Annotated in this window: 13 protein-coding genes and 1 pseudogene; 1 reads left to right on the plus strand and 13 read right to left on the minus strand. The window is 36.7% G+C overall.

Annotated features, from left to right (window positions below; translation table 11 throughout):
* From ACQV18_RS07135 to ACQV18_RS07185, 11 genes and pseudogenes are all read right to left on the minus strand, one after another.
* A partial coding sequence (locus ACQV18_RS07135; protein WP_428892815.1) for a LysM peptidoglycan-binding domain-containing protein occupies window positions 1-767 on the minus strand: 767 nt, incomplete at its 3' end.
* A gap of 133 nt (window positions 768-900) precedes the next feature.
* Window positions 901-1,710 (minus strand): hypothetical protein, encoded by an 810-nt coding sequence (locus ACQV18_RS07140; RefSeq protein ID WP_428874118.1) that lies wholly within the window; start codon window positions 1,708-1,710, stop codon window positions 901-903.
* Window positions 1,711-1,714: 4 nt separating this feature from the next.
* Window positions 1,715-2,182: a GNAT family N-acetyltransferase gene (locus ACQV18_RS07145; RefSeq protein ID WP_428892816.1), complete on the minus strand. Its 468-nt coding sequence runs from the start codon at window positions 2,180-2,182 to the stop codon at window positions 1,715-1,717.
* A 111-nt stretch (window positions 2,183-2,293) separates the two neighbouring features.
* A complete protein-coding gene (glnA, locus tag ACQV18_RS07150; RefSeq protein WP_428874116.1) occupies window positions 2,294-3,634 on the minus strand; it encodes a type I glutamate--ammonia ligase in 1,341 nt (446 codons plus the stop codon).
* Between the two features lie 449 nt (window positions 3,635-4,083).
* Window positions 4,084-4,458, minus strand: a complete 375-nt coding sequence (locus ACQV18_RS07155) for a hypothetical protein (protein ID WP_428874115.1) — start codon at window positions 4,456-4,458, stop codon at window positions 4,084-4,086.
* Window positions 4,459-4,531: 73 nt separating this feature from the next.
* Window positions 4,532-5,074, minus strand: a pseudogene (locus tag ACQV18_RS07160) (nucleoside phosphorylase).
* Between the two features lie 236 nt (window positions 5,075-5,310).
* Window positions 5,311-5,577: a hypothetical protein gene (locus ACQV18_RS07165; RefSeq protein ID WP_428892817.1), complete on the minus strand. Its 267-nt coding sequence runs from the start codon at window positions 5,575-5,577 to the stop codon at window positions 5,311-5,313.
* A 739-nt stretch (window positions 5,578-6,316) separates the two neighbouring features.
* The gene (locus tag ACQV18_RS07170; RefSeq protein WP_428892818.1) at window positions 6,317-8,131 is read right to left on the minus strand and encodes an ABC transporter ATP-binding protein; all 1,815 of its coding nucleotides are present in this window, start codon (window positions 8,129-8,131) and stop codon (window positions 6,317-6,319) included.
* A complete protein-coding gene (locus ACQV18_RS07175; RefSeq protein WP_428892820.1) occupies window positions 8,131-9,951 on the minus strand; it encodes an ABC transporter ATP-binding protein in 1,821 nt (606 codons plus the stop codon). Before ACQV18_RS07175 ends, ACQV18_RS07170 begins: the two co-directional genes overlap by 1 nt.
* 76 nt (window positions 9,952-10,027) lie before the next feature.
* Window positions 10,028-10,756, minus strand: a complete 729-nt coding sequence (locus tag ACQV18_RS07180; RefSeq protein WP_428874110.1) for a sensor histidine kinase — start codon at window positions 10,754-10,756, stop codon at window positions 10,028-10,030.
* Complete coding sequence (locus ACQV18_RS07185; RefSeq protein ID WP_428885370.1) at window positions 10,749-11,477, minus strand: LytR/AlgR family response regulator transcription factor; 729 nt, start codon at window positions 11,475-11,477, stop codon at window positions 10,749-10,751. Before ACQV18_RS07185 ends, ACQV18_RS07180 begins: the two co-directional genes overlap by 8 nt.
* Before the next feature lie 178 nt (window positions 11,478-11,655).
* Between ACQV18_RS07185 and ACQV18_RS07190 the strand changes: the two genes are divergently transcribed.
* Entirely contained in the window at window positions 11,656-12,252 is a 597-nt protein-coding gene (locus ACQV18_RS07190) for a hypothetical protein (RefSeq protein ID WP_428892821.1), read from the plus strand.
* Between the two features lie 176 nt (window positions 12,253-12,428).
* Here ACQV18_RS07190 and ACQV18_RS07195 read toward each other — a convergent pair whose 3' ends face one another.
* Window positions 12,429-14,429 carry a hypothetical protein gene (locus ACQV18_RS07195; RefSeq protein WP_428892822.1) on the minus strand — a complete coding sequence of 667 codons (2,001 nt, stop codon included), beginning with the start codon at window positions 14,427-14,429 and terminating at the stop codon, window positions 12,429-12,431.
* Window positions 14,430-14,431: 2 nt separating this feature from the next.
* On the minus strand, window positions 14,432-16,495 hold the full coding sequence (locus ACQV18_RS07200) for an efflux RND transporter permease subunit (RefSeq protein WP_428875268.1): 2,064 nt from the start codon (window positions 16,493-16,495) through the stop codon (window positions 14,432-14,434).
* Window positions 16,496-16,501 lie beyond the last annotated feature (6 nt).

The raw sequence follows: 16,501 nt of genomic DNA on the forward strand, positions 1-16,501 counted from the left end.
GCTTCACCTTTTGCCACAATCAAAACATTGCCTGGATGAATTAAGTCACTTCTTAAATTATTCCAAGACTTCAATTGTGCAACCGTAATCCCATGCATATTAGCTATTTTGCTTAGCCAATCGCCTCGTTTTACCGTATAAGTTTTGCTTACTGTCGGTGTGCTTGGTTTTTCTGGTGTTGGTTCAGCCGGCTTTTCTGGTGTTGGTGCTGGACTTGACGCTTCACCTTTTGCCACAATCAAAACATTGCCTGGATGAATTAAGTCACTTCTTAGATTATTCCAAGTCTTCAATTGCGCAACCGTAATCCCATGCATGTCAGCTATTCTAGCTAACCAATCGCCTGAACGTACGGTATAAGTTTTTGCATGAGATACAAATACTGCTGGTTGATTAGTAGAAACATTTTGATTAATTGTCGGACTTGTTTCTGTTTTTGTTGTAGGTGTTTCTGTTGTCTCCTCTTTAATATCTGCCTGATTTTCTACAACTGAATGAGCATTCTTCACCCATACCTTCAGTACATCTCCTGGATGGATTAGGTTGCTAGTTAAACCATTTAATTCCTTCAACTCATCCATAGTCATTCCATGATTAACCGCGATACGATAAACTCCGTCGCCGGCCTGTACCGTATAACTACCGATTGCATAATTACTTTCTTGGGCATAAACACTTGGTAAGTTATCTATTTGAGTAACTGCTACTGTAGCTAATACTGACATTGAAATAGACAATAGGCTTGTCTTGATTGCTTTGTGTCTCATTATGGATCCTCCTTTATTAATTCGGTTGACTTTACTTACAAAGTATATCATATCATTGTGTAAAAATAATGAATAATACGCATTCGTAATATTTGTAATAAAAAAGCCAGTAAAACTGGCTATAAAAATCTATTTATTCAAAAAGCTTTTGCTCTTTAATTGCATCCTCAAGCGATATGTTTTTTAATTGTTCTAATAAATCACTAAGCGTCTCCTGCGACTCACTGATCTTAGTCAAATCACTTTTTTTAATTTGGTCAGCAAATTCTAATTGATCTACGAATTCCTGATACATATCTTGAATTTTATCACGATTGGCCTCATAAGTTTGCTGGTCTTCAGGCAATGAAGCAAGATTATCAAAATGTTTTTGATACAAACTTTCCATTTGTTTATCCAAGTCTAATGTTTGCTGGTAATAGGCATAATTTTTCCAATGAGTTAATAATTCCTCTTGACTATATTCTTTAGCTTTTACTTTCTCAGGCTCTGTTAAAGAATAATCCGAAACAAACTTGGCAACTTCTTCTGTTAATTGCAATTGTCCCAACTCAAAATCTTGTTCGATTTTAGCTAATCGCTCTTGGTAGTTTCTCAAATAAACTAGGTAGGTTTGATCCACTATACTGTTTAGCTGATTTAAAGCAACCGACATATAACCGGTAAAATTCTCAACTTCCGGGTCTTCTTTCAGCAGGTCCTGATAGACTTCCGTTAAACGGAACTTTCTGTATTTTTCTTTAAAGGCTTCAATTTCATCACTTACTTCCATCTTAGCTTCAAGATAAGCCTGTGGTAAAAATTCAATAATTGCTTGGTCATCTTTTTTTGATACATACTCGCTAGTTACTTCCACTGTTGTTTGGTCATCCTCAGCATCAATAGGATTGACTAGTGGCAATAGCACAACGGTTGCAATTAAACTTAATATCATTTTTTTCATTTTTTCATTCCTTCTCTCCATTATGAAGTTTCTTATTTAACAGTAAATCAATGTGTTCAATATTATCCTCTAGATAAGCTGAACTAGTTGGTTGAAAGCCTAAGCCCTTGTAAAAATCGATCAAATAAGTTTGACCGGATAGCTTGATCGAAGGATAATTTTTTTGATTAAATAGAAATTCAATAGCTTTAGTCATTATTTGATAAGATAAGCCTTGATTCCGTTGATCTTCTTTCACCAAAACACGACCAATTGATGCTTCTTCAAAACTCACCCCAGGAGCTAATAATCGACAATAGGCAAATATTTCCCCATTTTCTTCAAGGAATAAATGATCAGCCTCTATATCTAAATAATCAATGTCTAAATAGGGACACTTTTGCTCAACCACAAATACTTGGCACCGTAATTGCAATATTTGATAAAGTTCGTAAGTGCTCAAGTCATTAAATTGTTTTATTTTCCATGTCATTTAAGCCCTCCTATTTTAATGGATGCGCTCTTATTAATTACTTATTGATTTTAACAATAAAATAAGAACTAAGCAATAAAGAATGCTAAGTCCTTATTTTCTCTACCTCTATTAATAGGTCTCAAAATATCGATCCAGTTCCCATTGGGAAACATTTTTTAAATAATCCTCATATTCCAATGTTTTTTCTCGAATAAAGTTACTGGCGATATGTTCACCTAAACTTTCCATTATTTCTGGACTGGTCTTCAGTGCATTCACAGCCTCTTTTAAACTAGCTGGGAGCTGATAGATCCCTTTAAGCATACGTTTTTCTTGATCCATTTCATAAATATTTTCACGTACTTCTGCTGGAGGAGTAATTTTCTCCTCAATCCCTTTTAGTCCAGCTGTTAATAGTGAAGCTAAGGCTAAATAAGGATTAGCTGAAGGATCTACACTTCTAACTTCGATACGAGTAGAATTACCACGCGCAGCTGGAATGCGAATTAATGGTGAACGGTTTTGACCAGACCAGGCAATATAAACAGGCGCTTCATAGCCACTGACTAAGCGCTTGTATGAATTAACAGTTGGATTCACAATAGCTGTGTAAGCTGATGCATACTTCATTAAACCACCAATGAAATAATAAGCTGTTTGCGAAAGCCCCTCTTTACCTTCCGGGTCATAAAAAGCATTACCATCTTCTGTAAACAAAGACAGATTAAAGTGCATACCTGAACCTGCCAAACCATAAACCGGTTTTGGCATAAAGGATGCGTGCATATTATGACGATGGGCTACTGAGCGAACAATTAATTTGAAAATTTGAATGTTATCACAAGCTGTTAAAGCATCTGAATATTTCCAATCAATTTCGTGTTGGCCAGGTCCGCATTCATGGTGACTGGCTTCAATCTCAAACCCTAAGTCTTCTAACTCTAAAACAATATCACGACGAGTATTTTCTGCTGAATCAATCGGAGCTAAGTCAAAATAGCCTCCCTTATCATTTAATTCCATGGTGGGATTCCCATTCTCATCATTTTTAAAAAGATAAAATTCTGGTTCTGGCCCCAAGTTGAATGAAGTAAAACCTAGTTTTTGCATTTTAGTAAGCACTCTTTTCAGGTTAGTTCTCGGATCACCTGAGAAGGGCTGACGATGGGCTGTTTCCACATCACAAATTAAAGAAGCAACATTACCGCTTCCTTCTTTCCAATTATAAACTAACCAAGAATCATAATCCGGTACCAAATACATATCACTTTCTTCTATCCGAACAAAACCATCAATGGAGGAACCATCAAAAGTCATATTATTATCAAGAGCTTTTTCGATTTGTGAGACTGGAATTTCTACGTTTTTAATTTTCCCCATAATATCGGTAAACATTAAACGAATGAATTGAACCTTTTGTTCCTTAATATCCTGTAAGATCGCTGCGCGTGTCCATTTGTTTTGTGACATAATTGCCTCCTAAGCTAAGAATAAGCTCATTATAGTCCTCTATTTGGGACTTGTTTCACTTTAATCTAAAGTTTCTTAAGTTGAATTTCCGAACGTTCAGAAATATAAATCCACTTATTTTTCTCCTTTCTATAAGGGGGACTTAAAATAAATGGAGTTATTACTCAAAACTTCTAAAGTATTTGGACTCGGGATAAGAAAAGACATCTTGGAGCTGTCAGAAGTTTGACACTTAGAAATCGCTTATTTTTAATGATCTTTTTAACTTCATACTTAGAGTTACTTTTATCAGCATTATGCTTAATAGGATTGAAACACAGCTCAAGATAATGATTCAATTAGCCTGTTTTTTCGCCTATAAATCATCGATCAGCTGCATAATTGATGCCATTAGATTCTCATTATCTATAAATGGAATAGCAAAATAGTTCCTAAATTACAGGATGATTTTATTTCTTTTTCTCCAGCTTAAAATTTTCAATTAAAAATACGGAGGAAAAATAGAGAATCGGTAGTATAAAATAACTAATTATTTTAAAAGTATTGTCTGAAATATATGATAAAAAAAGAAAACTAATTAGAAGAACAACTTGAAGAAGACCTAACCAGGGTTTACCTGAAATCTCTATATAATCACCCGATTTGACCTCTAGGGGATTGCTTCTCATCCCTAATTGCTTAACAACTATAGTTGAACCTTCTACTACCTCAAGAGTGATTGTCTCATTCGTATGTATTTTCCCAATTGACTTGCCATCCTGATAGACAGTTAGGGGCATTAATCCCCCCATAAAATAAGCATTTCTTGTAATCTTTACCTGCATATTATTCCTCCTCTATTTCGTTTAATTATATCACAAGCGAAAGTAAGTCTTAAAAAGATGAAAGTAAATTTCCTCAGATATTTATAACAGCATCTAGACAAAGAATGAGAGCATCTTCAAAGGAATCTTCTCCCCAACTACGAGTATCGTACTGATCGAGGTTGACCAAGGTATCGGCAGTAAATAAAATTTGTCCCCAGATAATATTGCGCATTTCGGCACACGCAGCCAAAGCAGCACATTCCATCTCAACTACTGCACAACCTTCTTCCTTGCGATAAGCCACCATGTCCTTCGTTTCACGGTAGAAGCCATCGGTTGTCCAAGTGGTCACTTCTTGATAGGGGAGTTAGTGGTAGGATAGGGCCTGTTCAATCGCTTTTAAAGCTCGACGATTCATTTCAACCAAACGAGTAGGTTCTTGATAATGATAGGAATTCCCTTCGTCTCGCAAGGCTTTAAAGGGAATTAAAAAAGTGTTTTCTGCTATATCTTCTAAAGCCCCACAGCAGCCCGCACTTATAACTTCTTCCACCCCATAAGCAATTAAAAATTCTAAAATAGCCGTAGCTGCTGCGGCACCAACAGGAGCTTGGACTAGACATACTGGAATCATTCCAAAAGAGGGGACGGACCTCTGGTTTTTGCTTAGGGCTTGCTTCACAATGACTCATCTTTCCTCTTACATTATTTATAAAGTGGCAGAACACCTTTTTTACTATACGCTTGATTCATTGGGTCTGCAATAGTTTTGTGGAGTTGGTCTAAGGGTTGCATATTTAAATCTTCCTAAACAATATTATTTTCAAGAAGGTACACGTCTTAATATACTAGTTAGATACAATTAAAAACTCAGCCTATAATTAGACTGAGTCGCAATTGATTATAACTCCTTATCCAAGAACTTTTGGTTCTGGCTTCGGCAGGATGTTTAAAAATTAGATTGGTATCGGCATCTTCAATTACATAGCCTTCTTCCACGAAGATCACTCGGTCTGACACTTCGCGGGCAAAGCCTATCTCGTGGGTTACCACCATGGTCATCCCATCATTTGCTAAATTTGGCATAACTTCCAAAATATCGCCCACCATCTTCGAATCTTCTTTCACTGTAAACATCGAGCCTACTTCAAAATAAAGGTCTGAGAAATCAAAGGTCTCTTTTCTTTCATAGTTATACCCATAGCAGCAATCATCCCATCTGCTTGATTACTTTCTAAGGCTTGCAGGCCAGAAGAAGGCATAATTTTATAATCAATCTTGAAGCCAGCTTCTTCAGCTATGGCTTCGAGAATTTAAATGTCAATTCCTTTAAGATTACCTTCATCATCGGTAAATTCAAAAGGTGCATAATCAGAAGCAGTTATAATAGAATAGGTTTCTTGGTTGGATGGCTATTTATTTTGAGCATTAACCGTAAATCCACTTATTATTACACTCATTAATAGTGTGGCTAAAACCGGCCACTTTTTTATCAGTGGTTGAACAATTTTTTCACATTATTACTTCTTATCCTATAATTGCATAGTGAATCTTAATCAACATCAAAAGTTTTACGTTATTATATTATAATACTAAAATAATGATTTTGCTTAAAACTCTCTTTATATTAAAAATATAAGCGACTAGATATTAAAAATAAATTTACCTTTAACAGGCCAATAAAAATCAACTTCGCTCTGAGCAATGAACGATTTTCAGCTAATAGTGCTTCCTATCCTGTTTGGATGGGTGCAGGGCCTAACTTTTCAACGCGTTTTCCTTCCATCATTCTGAACAAGAGCTGTTTAGGGCAACTATTTAAAACGAAAACTATACAACTACAGACATCTCAAAAACAAGAGATGTCTGTGACTGTTTACTGATAATACTGTGCTTGTGCTTGCCACAACTCCTTGTATTTACCTTCTTGGTGAACCAAGTTTTCATGACTACCTCTTTGAACAATTCGTCCTCGATCAAAAACGAGAACTTCATCACAAAAGCGGCAAGAAGACAAACGGTGGGAAATATAGAAGGCTGTTTTATCCCTTACAATTTGGGAAAAATTTTGGTAAATTTCAAATTCAGCCATCGGATCTAAGGCTGCCGTCGGCTCGTCTAGAATAAAAACTGGCGCATCTTTATATATGGCACGGGCCATGGCAATTTTTTGAGCCTGCCCACCAGAAACATGGACCCCCTCAGGATCATACTCCGTGCCTAAATATGTTTCAATTCCTCTATCAAGCGTTTCTACAAAATCGTTCAGACCTAGTTCTCTAAGCGCATTATTTACTTGATGGCGATCATAATCTGGTCGAACTGCAATATTTTCTGCCATAGAAAGTCCTAACAACCGGAAATCTTGAAAAACTACGGAGAATAATTGGTAAAATTCTTTTAAAGCGTATTTATCGGCATCAATTTTATTCAATAGAACTTTTCCTTGAGTAGGTTCATAAAGTCGCATCAACACTTTTATGAATGTCGTCTTACCGGATCCATTCTCTCCAACAATCGCATAGTGTTTGCCCACTTCAAACGTTTCAGTAATACCCTGTAAGGTTGCTTGATCAGCACCTGGGAAAGTGAAAGAAAGGTTCTTTACAGTCAATTGGTAATCATTATCCAGTCTTTTTTCAATCGGAAGAGAACCTTTGGCTTCTTCATCAGGTAAATCCATTAATTCATAGTACCTTTGCATGGGAGCTGTTTGGGCAAAAATGTTTAAAAACGCCATGGCTTCAATCAAAGACACCATCAATTGGTTGATCCCTCCAATCATTTGAACAACCAAGCCTACCGATAAATTCCCAGAAATAACACGTACCCCAATTAATAAATAAATGGCTCCGGTGACAAGTTGTGAACCCACATTGTTGATTAAGCGAACTTTACCAAAGCCTCCATAGTACACTCTCTCAAACACCTTATATTCATCCAAATACCTTTGCGTATGCTGTTTAATTTTATCTTGTAAATGATACAGTCTCACTTCTTTCCCAGCTTCTACTTCACTCAGGTTATGAGCCAAATAATTAAAGGCATTATTCGTCTTAAGTAACCAACCGGATAACTCGTCTACTCCTTGCATGGTTTTTTGAGACCAAATTGTCTGAAGCGTGATGACTACTATAATAAGAACAATGAGTATACCATTTAAACTATAGGGGTGAAACCAATTGAAAGGATACCCTTTATCCAATTGCCACAAAGGCGTTAAAAGAATAAGGGCAAAAACAATTTGAACGAGAGCTTCCACTAATAAGTAAGTGTTATGATAAATAACTTTGAAACTGGAAGCATTTTGAATTTGATCACGGTTTATTTGGTGGATTTTTTCCTTAATCGTCGCCTCATCCGCATAGTGGAAATTCATGACCAGTAATTTTTCGTTAGGTAAAGCCGTTATTTTACGCAGTATGGCTTGATGTTTTTTGTCGACCATTGGTTTTAACCAATGGACCAGCGTATTTAAAATTAAAAAGAGCACGAGGTATTGAGCAATTAGCTGATAGACGTGGTCGAAATCTTTGGCTGCTAAATGAGTTAGGATTTGAGCAATGTAGATGAAATTTAAGAAAGGAATGGCACTAGAAAAAATACTGATTACTAACTTATAAAGAAGCCCTTGCTTACCGTACTGCCAGATATCTTTAAATGTTCTTAGAAATAATTGACGCTTGGTCATTAGATTAGTCCTCCTTGCTCACTAAGTTCTTCACTCTCAGGCTCTGTGATCTTCTCCCGATAATAATAAGCTTGCGTTTCAAACATATGATAATAAGCGCCCTTTTCTTGCATTAAGTCTTTGTGACTTCCCTCTTCTGCTACTTGCCCCTTATGTAAATATATAATTCGCTCACAAAATTGGGTCGAGGCTAGACGGTGGGATATAAACAGGGCGATCTTCCCTTTCGAAAAGGCTAAATAATTCTGATAGACTTCACTCTCACTAATCGGGTCAAGAGCCGCTGTCGGTTCATCAAGCACTAATATTGGAGCCTTTTTGTATAAAGCTTGCGCTAACTTTAATTTTTGTAATTGCCCACCGGATAACTGCATGCCTTCACTATTTACTTCACGAACAATGGCAGTTTGATCGCCCTGAGGCAAACTGGCCACCACTTTAGCCATACCACTTTGATTGAGCACTTGGTGGTAACGAAGCGCATCTTCCTCATATCCTTGAAGAATAGTGTCTTTGATCGTAAACGTAAAAAGGTAATTATCTTGAAAAACAGGCGCAAACAGGCGGTAATAATCTTCAATAGCAAATTTACTTCGATCAATGCCATTGATTAATACTTCACCATGATCGGGTTTTAAAAGTCCTAGCATTAATTTAATTAAAGTGGTTTTGCCTGCTCCATTTTCACCAACGATAGCTAGCTTTTCATTAGCATGAATCTTTAAATTGAAGTTGTTAATAATCGGTCGGTTCGCATTCGGATAAGTGTAGGTCACATTACGAAACTCGATTGTTTTAATTTCTTGTGGTATTGCTTCGTGCGGCTGGTGGTTCAAGACGGGTCTCTGGTTAAAATAATAATACAGAGCCATTAACTTTTCATTTTGTAAGAAAAAGGTGGCGCTCGCATTAATAAAGTTGGTTAAACTGCTTGCCATCATGGTTACCAAGCTCGCATAAATCAAAAAGTTTGACGGCTCCATTTGGCCTGCTCGAATCTCTTGCACACTTTGATGATATGCAAGGCCCATCATGATCACTAGCATGCTCATTACATAGAGCCCTTCAATCCGTTTCCATTTATTCTCAGGGTGCACAATCCTTTCATAGTCTGCCCAAAGTTGATCGAAAATGTCCTTAAACCAAGCGCTCATGGAATAGAGTCGAACATCTTTAGCCACTCGTTGATCTCCCATCGTATGATTCAAATAGCTAAACTTCGTATTATTCTTGACATGAAGGGGACGATTAGCCTTTAATAATTTATTTTGGAAATGCTTGATTACCAATAAGCCACTGATCATCACGACCAGTAACAAGAGAAAGATACTAGACAGTTGAGCTAAAACATTGATGTAGATTAAAACGGATAGCAAGGCAATCATCACTTCAGCAGAGTTCGCAATGATACCACCCAATGCTTCCTCACTATGGTCTAAACACCGTGACGCATTATCAAAGAGTTTAGCGGCATCTGACCCGACTAACAGAGGATAATCCAATCTTGCTCTTTCTGCAAAAACATCATTAAACATATGTATGTGAAATGATACTCTATGCTTTTCTATGGTAGTCAATACAAATGTTTTTAAAGCTTCCAAAACAATTAATCCACCGATGACTCCTAACACTTGCTTTGAAAAGGATAAGAGGTCACTTTCTTTCATTAATATAGAAATAAGATGGACCGATACAAATAGTTGATAAAGGGGGGTCATAATTCTTAATACAATATCGAGGAAATAATAAAAGAAAAAACATTGATCAAATTGCCACAAACGAGTGACTAAAAATTTTAAAGTATGGATGCGGTCTCTCATTGCAATCACCTCTCCTTTTCTTGACAATATTATAGAAGGAAAATGCACCTTCAAAACAGAAAGTGCATCAATGGTTCTAATTTTGACATGAGTGGTCATTTTGCAAAGGCAAGGTAACTTCTGTCGCAAAAACCCCTTCTTCCCATTGTCTATTAACAATGCCTTGATTTTTATTGACTGCCGCATCAATCCGTTTTAACCCAAAGCCTTGCCGGTTGAGCGCTTTTAAAGATAAGAAGTTCTGTCTGGGTCTTTGAGCCATGGAGTTTTGAACGCTGATATAAAAAGTGTTTTTTAAGGGGGCAATGTATAAACGGATAAAGGCCGGCTGCTTATCCTTTGCATGAATGGTTGCTTCAAGTGCATTGTTTAATAAATTCCCTAAAATAACGGCCAAATCCGTCGAATGAATACTTAGATTTTTAGGGGCGATTGCGTTGGCATGAACGTCGACTCCCTTTGCTTGAGCCCGAGTCAACTTGGTATTAACCAAGGCATCAATTAAGGTATTTCCGGTCCGAATAATCGTATCCACTTGATTCATTTCATTCGTCAGTTCTTGCAGATACTGATCCAAGGCTTGATAGTCTTGACTGGTTAAATAGGCTTGAATGACTTGAAGATGGTTGCGGTAATCATGCCGGATACCCCGCATCTGCCGGTAGATTGACTCGACTTCCAGTGCATAGTCATCCAATTCCTTTTGCTGAATTTGATGAAAACGCAAATCCAGTCTTAAACGGTAGATATACCACAGACTCAGCAATAAAACAAAAAGCACTAAACTTACTAACGCTTTAACCATAAAAGGCACTTCCTTTATAATGTTCGATAAAAGCCTTTTGAATTGTCTTAACTGAGCGACGCGAGAGAGGAACCTTTGCACCAGAAGAAAGAATGACTTCTTCTTTCCCAATACTCTCAACATGATTCAAATTAATTAAATAAGAACGATGTGGTGCTACAAACCGTTGGTCTAAGTCCTCTTTAAAACGAGCTAATGCCCCTGTTATAAAAAGCTCTTGGTCTAATAAAACTAACCGCAACTCACGTTTATTAACCTCAACCAGGATCAAATCATCAAGTTCCAAGACATATCGCTTTCCTATCAGGTCTTCAACAACCAGAAAACGTTCAGATTTCGGTTGAATCAGCAGATATTTAGAAAGTGCCCGCTCTATTGCTGTTGTATTAATCGGCTTTAACAAAAAATCTAGCGCATCTACTTGGTAGCCTTCCACAGCATATTCCGCATAAGCCGTAGCAAAAATAATTTTTAAATAAGGGGCCTTTTCTTTTAATTGATGGGCTAATTCCATGCCATTGATTTCAGCCATTTCAATATCGAGAAAAGCGATTTGCCATTCTTGATGGTCTTCTAAATGAAATAAAAAAGCCTCGGCGGATTCATAACAAGTAATAATCGGCTTGATATGGAGTGTTTGACACGCTGCTTCAATCATCCGCGTCATGTTTTTTCGTTGAATCGCTTCATCCTCTGCTAGGACTATTTGAACAATACGCATAACTACCCTCCGTCGTCATTTTTCTCTTATTATAGCAAATAATCATAAAAATATTAAAAACGATTACACATTTAAAAATTAAACAGTAATTGTTTTGATTGAAGCATATCATTCTTATTTTATTAAATATTATGGTTTACTAACTATGTACGTTACTTTGGCAAAAGAAAGGAATAGTATGTTAAAAGACTTACCAAGACTTTATCAAATTATCTATTATATCAGCTCCATGTCCCTATCAATTATTTTGTTCACGTTAAAAATACTCTATAGTAACTTTGATCAATACAAGCTCAATCATTTTCATGTTATATTGATTGTCCTCGTGGTCCTATTCGTTTTAGGTCTTTTAAGTAGATGGCTCTATGCCCATTTGAAAAAGCAATACGCCCGTAAAGCCTATATTCAGCAAGACCAATATCATATAGAAGACTTTACCAAAGATAAAATCACCGATATCAATGGTCAACCCGTCTCTTTTTTGATTTCCAATGTGACGACGGTCTATATGATTCAGTCATTCACATGGCCTTCTGTATTAGCCTACCTATTTATTCATTTAACTTTATTTACAATGATGATTAAGGGGGAAAGTTTACAACCCAACCCCTTCTTATTACTTTATGGATTGAATATCTACAAAACTAAAAACAATGACTTTCTGTACGATTTTAATCAATCCTTTGCGCATAATGAAATTATGAAGCTATCAAATAATCCTGATTGCCGCTCCTATTTAGTTGGGTCGATTAACTTGAATGCTAAGAAAAAATAGTCTCTCCTATAAAAAAAGTTAGACACTTTAGTCTAACTTCTTTTATAGTTTTAGTATTTTTTAAATTAAATCTTTGTCAAATCGCCTCTTCTCAGTTACCCCTTCAAGCGATTATTCGAACTGTTTTGCTTTTAGGCTACTAATTATTCAACAACTATAAATATTTTATGAATTATTTAATCCTCTTTCTTTTGGAATAAATCTTTTATTTTTTCCCAGACTGAAGGTTGCGATTCTTCTCGCTCGAGTTCTGGCTCTTCTTTGTCTGCTTGTATTTTTTCTGTCTTCAAGACAAACTGCACGGACTTGATTTTTCCATTCTTGCTTGAAGCGTAAGAAATCGGTTGATTGGCATTTCCTGTCAGTTCAGAAAGAGTCGCATCAATTTCTTGCTCTACTTCTTGATCTAAGCCGGCTGTTTTATTCTTAAACTTATTAGAACCTTGCTTTAGTTTGTCGCTGCCCTCATATAAATCATTAGAAGCGTTAACTAATCGATTCAAATTAGCGTCTAATGAAGAACTGCCTTCCACTAATGAGGCGCTGCCCTCACTTAAACTTCTAATACGATTTAAAATAGCTTGATGACTGGACACAAGCTTTCCAAGAGATCCCGTATAATCATCGAGTCCTTGATCAAATTGAGTATATTTAACTGCCAAATCTTCCACACCGCTACTTAATTTAGGTAGTTCAGCTACTAGCTCATCTGAAGTACTAACCATTGCTTGAATGGCTGCGTGAAAGTCTGAATAAGCAGTCGTCAACTCTTGACTACCTGCTTGTAGTTGCATAGTTGAGCTAGAAACTGTCTCTAAATATTGGGCTGTGGCATCAATCATCGCATTGTTAGCCGCAAGTACTTGTTCCAAATTCGCTGCTTGTGTCTGAGCAATGACTTGATCAAGCTGAGCAGCTAGCTCTTCCTTATTCTCAATTTCTGAAGCCCTGATTTGAGAAGCGACACTGGATAAGGATAGGTTTAAATTGTTTACGGCTTGCATTCCATTATTATTGCCTGCTTGCAATTGCTGCATGTCTAAACCATTCTGTCCTAAAGCTGCTGTATATTGCTGGTAGCCTACACTTTGATTCAATTGGGTAATCCCACTATTTAACTCCCCTATTCCGGCTTGCATTTCGATCGATGCTTGATTTAATTGTTGCAGCTTACCTAACTTTTCTGCTAGCAAGCTTAATTGATCATTCGATGCATTGATTAGTGCTTTAAATTGATCCGAACCTTGTCTCAATTCTTCGGAATGACTATCGAGCTCCACTAATCCGGCATGCATTTGCTCAATCCCTTTTTTTAGCGTGACAATTCCGTTATTTACCCTGACAGCTCCTTCTTCTAAACGCTGACTACCACTTGCTAATTGACCAGACCCTTCACTTAATTGCAAAGCTCCATCTTTTAATTCGCCTGCCCCCTCATCTATTTGCTTAACACCACTTTGTAATTCTTCAATTTTTTCAAGCAAGTTGGCATCTTCCAAATCAAATCCCAAATTGATATTGATACCATTAATAGCGATTGGCTCCATTTCAAAATTTTCTACTTTAGCCTTGATTGAAAAATTGGCACCTTGTTTAGGTAAAACAGTATAAGTTAATTGTTTGTTTTTCCCCACATTAGCGATAGTTGCTTCTTCTGCTTGAATAGCTTTTACTTTTTCAGTATCAAAAACTAAAGTAGCCTGAAGACCATAATTATTAAAAAAGAAAGGATCCACTTGTTCATTTTCTTTAATCCTTAATTTTATTTCCAAATCGCCTGATTGACCCATCAAGTCTTGAGCGCTTACTTCTTGTTGATTAAGTAAATACTTAATCGAAATTGCCCATGGTAGTTGTTGATTATTTAATTTCCCTTCATAATACAGCTTATCTTTACCATTCGTAAAGTCGACCTTTCCCTCCTTTAGCTTCAACTCAGTCTCCGATGTCATATTTCTAACCTCAGTATAGTCACCGTAATCGGTAATATCCCCTTCCTGATCAAAAATATTAACTATATAGGCATCATTAAGACTTCCGTCATAATTTAACAGTCCATACACAACCTCCTCTTTAGCTAAATTCACTTCCCTTGCCAAAGCATTGGGTAAACTGCTGCTTAAAATATTCATAATAACTATTCCACTTACCAATTTATTGATTAATTGAGTCTTCATATTTAGTGTTCCTCCTTCACGAATTTTAAACCATAAGTTAATTTTTCAATCGGCTTGTCAAATAAATAAAGCAAACCAGGTAAAACAAAAAGGACAATTAAAATAGAAAAGACAGATCCCCTAGCTAGCAGCCTTCCTAATTGCATTAAAATGCCGTGGGTCGTTATATAACCAAGTAGTGACCCTACTAAAACAATGGCAGATCCGGATGTCATAATTGAAACCGTAACATTAGAAATCGTTTCGATAATAGCTGCTTTTCTCTCAAGCCTTTCACGGTTTTCTAAATATCTTCTTGCCAGCAATATGGCATAATCAACAGTAGCCCCCAATTGAATCGCTCCTACAAGTAAATATGAAAAATAAAAAAGAACCTGATCAGTGAAATAAGGAGTGGCTAAGTTAATCCAAACAGCTGTTTCGATGGATAAAACCAAGATGAATGGAATAATTATTGATTTGAAACTAATGGCTAAAACAATGAATACAGCAGCTGTTGAGATCAAATTGACGCTCAAGTTATCCTTTGTTATGGTATCCATTAGGTCGTAAGTACTCGCACTTTCTCCCGCCAAATGGGCTTGATGAGGGTAGAATTTATCAGCTGCTTCACGTATTTCCTCAACTAAGTTAAAAGATTTTTCTCCTTCATATTCCGAATCAACTGTTAGAATCATTCGACTATAGTTTTCTGATTCTAATAGCTTTAGGGTCTCTGCATCTAAAAACTCTTTTGGGATTTCAGGCCCAACGGTATCTACATAAGAAATGATCTCCTTGACCTCAGGAATTTTTTTCAACTGATTACTCAGAGCGATTTCTTTAGTCTGCTCACCTTTAGGTACAATTAAAACCATCCGATTGGACTGACCAAAGTGTTCCTTGATTTTCGCAGAATCTTGACCCAGTTTTGTCTCTGGTCCAAATATATGTTCAGGGCCGTAATAGTAGTTATTTTCCTTTTGCGCTAAAAAAGAAGGAACTACCAAAATAGCAAAAACAACTACTAATGGAAACATCATTTTAGTAACGCCCTTACCTAATCTTCTAAATTGTGGTAGAAGTGGTTGATGTTTCGTCCTTTCCATTAAACGGTAGGTTTTTATAACCAAGACTGGTAATAAGATAAAAACAGTAAGTAAGCTAATCACAATCCCTTTAGCTAAGGCTATACCTAAATCAGGGCCAATTTTAAATTGCATTAAGGTCAATGCAGCAAAACTAATGCCGGTGGTCAAGCCACTAGAAGCGATCGAACCACGTGATTGACTTAAAGCTTTGACCATCGCTGCCTCAGCTTCCATACCTAGCTGCCGATTTTCTTCAAAACGATGAAGTAAAAAGACCGAATAGTCAAGCGATACTGCTAAGAGCAAAATATTGCCAGCACCGCTGGTTACAAAGGAAATGGTACCAAAAAGCAAGTTTGACCCAGCATTTAAAAGAATTGATACCCCAATCGTTAACAATAAAATAAGGGGCTCAAACCAATAATTGGTCGTAATTAATAAAATAACTAAGACAACTGGAATCGTAACCTTAATGATTTTACCGATTTCTTCAACCGTGGATTCAGCTGCAACTGCCGTGTTAACCGCCGCTCCCTCCAAATATCCCCTATTTCCTATCAAATCGCGCAGAGCATCAACCGCTTTTATTCGCTCTCTTTCATCGATAGTAATTGAATACAATGCATTTTGGTTTTTATAATAAGCCTCAACAAGCTCTTGATCATATTGATCCAATGGTTCCGTTATGTTAACAGTGTCATCTAACCAAAGGACCTCATCCACTCCTTTAATTTGACTAATTTTATCCTTAAATGCTAACGCTTGAGGAATGGTTAGGTTCTCTAGCATTAAACGCGCATTAGGGACTTGACCTTCAAACTCTTCCTCCATCATTGATAAAGCTTGCGTAGAAGGACTGTCTGAAGGAAGATAATCATTCATATCATAGTTCACCTGTACTCTAGGCACACTTAATAGACTTATTACAGATCCAATCATAAAAAAGAACAAGACAAGCTTGTCATGCTGCAATATCTTTCTAAATACTTTTTCCATACTTCC

It is taken from the genome of Facklamia sp. P9177 (assembly GCF_050409585.1).
Taxonomy (GTDB): domain Bacteria; phylum Bacillota; class Bacilli; order Lactobacillales; family Aerococcaceae; genus Facklamia.